The sequence below is a fragment of the Cellulomonas septica genome, assembly GCF_012396155.1.
GTDB lineage: Bacteria > Actinomycetota > Actinomycetes > Actinomycetales > Cellulomonadaceae > Cellulomonas > Cellulomonas septica.
The window spans coordinates 1-1,775 of the sequence record NZ_JAAXOY010000710.1; the positions used below are offsets into that span (position 1 = coordinate 1).

The 1,775-nt window shown below is 74.6% G+C and carries 2 protein-coding genes and 1 riboswitch; both genes read left to right on the forward strand.

All coding sequences use genetic code 11. The features are described 5' to 3' along the window. Window positions 1-526 (forward strand): RsmB/NOP family class I SAM-dependent RNA methyltransferase (locus HGA02_RS18415; RefSeq protein WP_484482057.1); only part of this gene is annotated, 526 nt, incomplete at its 5' end. Window positions 527-589: 63 nt separating this feature from the next. After that, window positions 590-1,246 carry a ribulose-phosphate 3-epimerase gene (gene rpe, locus HGA02_RS18420; RefSeq protein WP_168680761.1) on the forward strand — a complete coding sequence of 219 codons (657 nt, stop codon included), beginning with the start codon at window positions 590-592 and terminating at the stop codon, window positions 1,244-1,246. A 156-nt stretch (window positions 1,247-1,402) separates the two neighbouring features. Beyond that, a riboswitch (FMN riboswitch) is annotated at window positions 1,403-1,538 on the forward strand. Window positions 1,539-1,775: the final 237 nt, after the last annotated feature.

Here is a 1,775-nt window from a genome sequence, read left to right on the forward strand (position 1 = left end):
CGTCGCGAACGAGGTGCAGCCGCACCGGGCCAAGCTCGTCCGGCAGTCCTTGCGGGCGGTCCCGCCGGGTGCTGTCGAGGTCGTCCGGACCGGCGACGGGCGCGTGCTGGGCGACGACGAGCCCGGCGCCTTCGACCGTGTGATGGTCGACGCGCCGTGCACGGGCCTCGGCGCGCTGCGTCGACGCCCCGAGTCGCGGTGGCGGCGGACCCCCGCGGACCTCACGGCGCTGACCGGCCTGCAGCGCGACCTGCTGGGCTCGGCGCTGCGCGCGGTCCGCGTCGGCGGTGTCGTCGCGTACGTCACGTGCTCGCCGCACCTCGCCGAGACTCGGCTGGTCGTGAAGGACGCCCTGCGGGCCGCGGCGAAGGCCGGCATCGACGTCGAGCGGCTCGACACCGCCGCCGTCGTGCAGGGCGTCGCACGGCGCGAGGTCGAGCTCACCGACCGCTCGCACGTGCAGCTGTGGCCGCACGTGCACGGGACCGACGCGATGCATCTGACGCTGCTGCGCCGCACGTCCTGACGCGCACGTCGCCGACGCCCGGGCGACGCGGCGGTGGACGCCTCGGCTGGCTACGCTGACCGCGTGCCCGCCCTCATCAACCCGAGCATCCTGTCCGCCGACTTCGCGAACCTCGAGCGTGACCTCGTGGCGATCGCGACGGCGGACTTCGCGCACGTCGACGTCATGGACAACCACTTCGTGCCGAACCTCACGCTGGGGCTGCCGGTCGTGCGGCGCATCGCGGAGGTGTCGCCGGTCCCGCTCGACGTCCACCTCATGATCGAGGACGCCGACCGCTGGGCCCCCGAGTACGCCGAGGCGGGCGCGGCGTCCGTGACGTTCCACGCCGAGGCCGCGCAGGCGCCGGTGCGGCTCGCACGCGAGCTGCGCGCGGGCGGGGTCCGTGCGGCGGTCGCGCTGCGTCCCGCGTCGCCGGTCGAGCCGTTCCTCGACCTGCTCGCCGAGGTCGACATGGTGCTGGTCATGACGGTCGAGCCGGGCTTCGGCGGCCAGTCGTTCATCGAGGGCACGCTGCCCAAGATCCGGCGGACGCGTGCGGCGATCGACGCCGCCGGCCTCGACACCTGGGTGCAGGTTGACGGGGGAGTGTCGCGCGACACGATCGCGCGCATCGCCGAGGCGGGGGCGAACGTCTTCGTCGCCGGGTCCGCCGTGTACGGCGCGGACGACGTCGCGGCCGAGATCGCCGCGCTCCGCGCGCTCGCCGACGAGGCCTGACGCACGCCCTCACCGTGGCACGTGCCCCCTGGGCTCCCGCCCGGACGTGACGTTCCGGGAGGTGGACCCACCGTTCCGGAGCGTGAGACGACGTCGGCCGCGCGCCGGCCGGGAATTCCCCGTGTGGCAAGATCGTTGGCGCAGTGCAGAACACGAACACGTGCTCCGGGGTCGGTGTAATTCCGAGCCGGCGGTGACAGTCCGCGACCCGCACGGTCCTCACGGACCGGGCGGTTGACCTGGTGGAACTCCAGGACCGACGGTGAAAGTCCGGATGGGAGGAAGTACGTGGCGGGGCGACGCTCGGCGTCGTCCCGTGGCAGGACTCACCCTCCTGCGCGACCCCGGGGCTCGACGGCGCCCGGAGGTGGACCATGACGAGCACGGCGACAGGTGCCCCCAACCCGCCCGCCGTCCCCGCAGCGGCCCCCGCGCGTGCGGCCGCACCCGTCGAGATCGCCGCACTGCGCCAGGCGCTCCTGCTCGCCCGACGCGGACCCCGCCACGGCCCCAACCCGCGCGTCGGGTG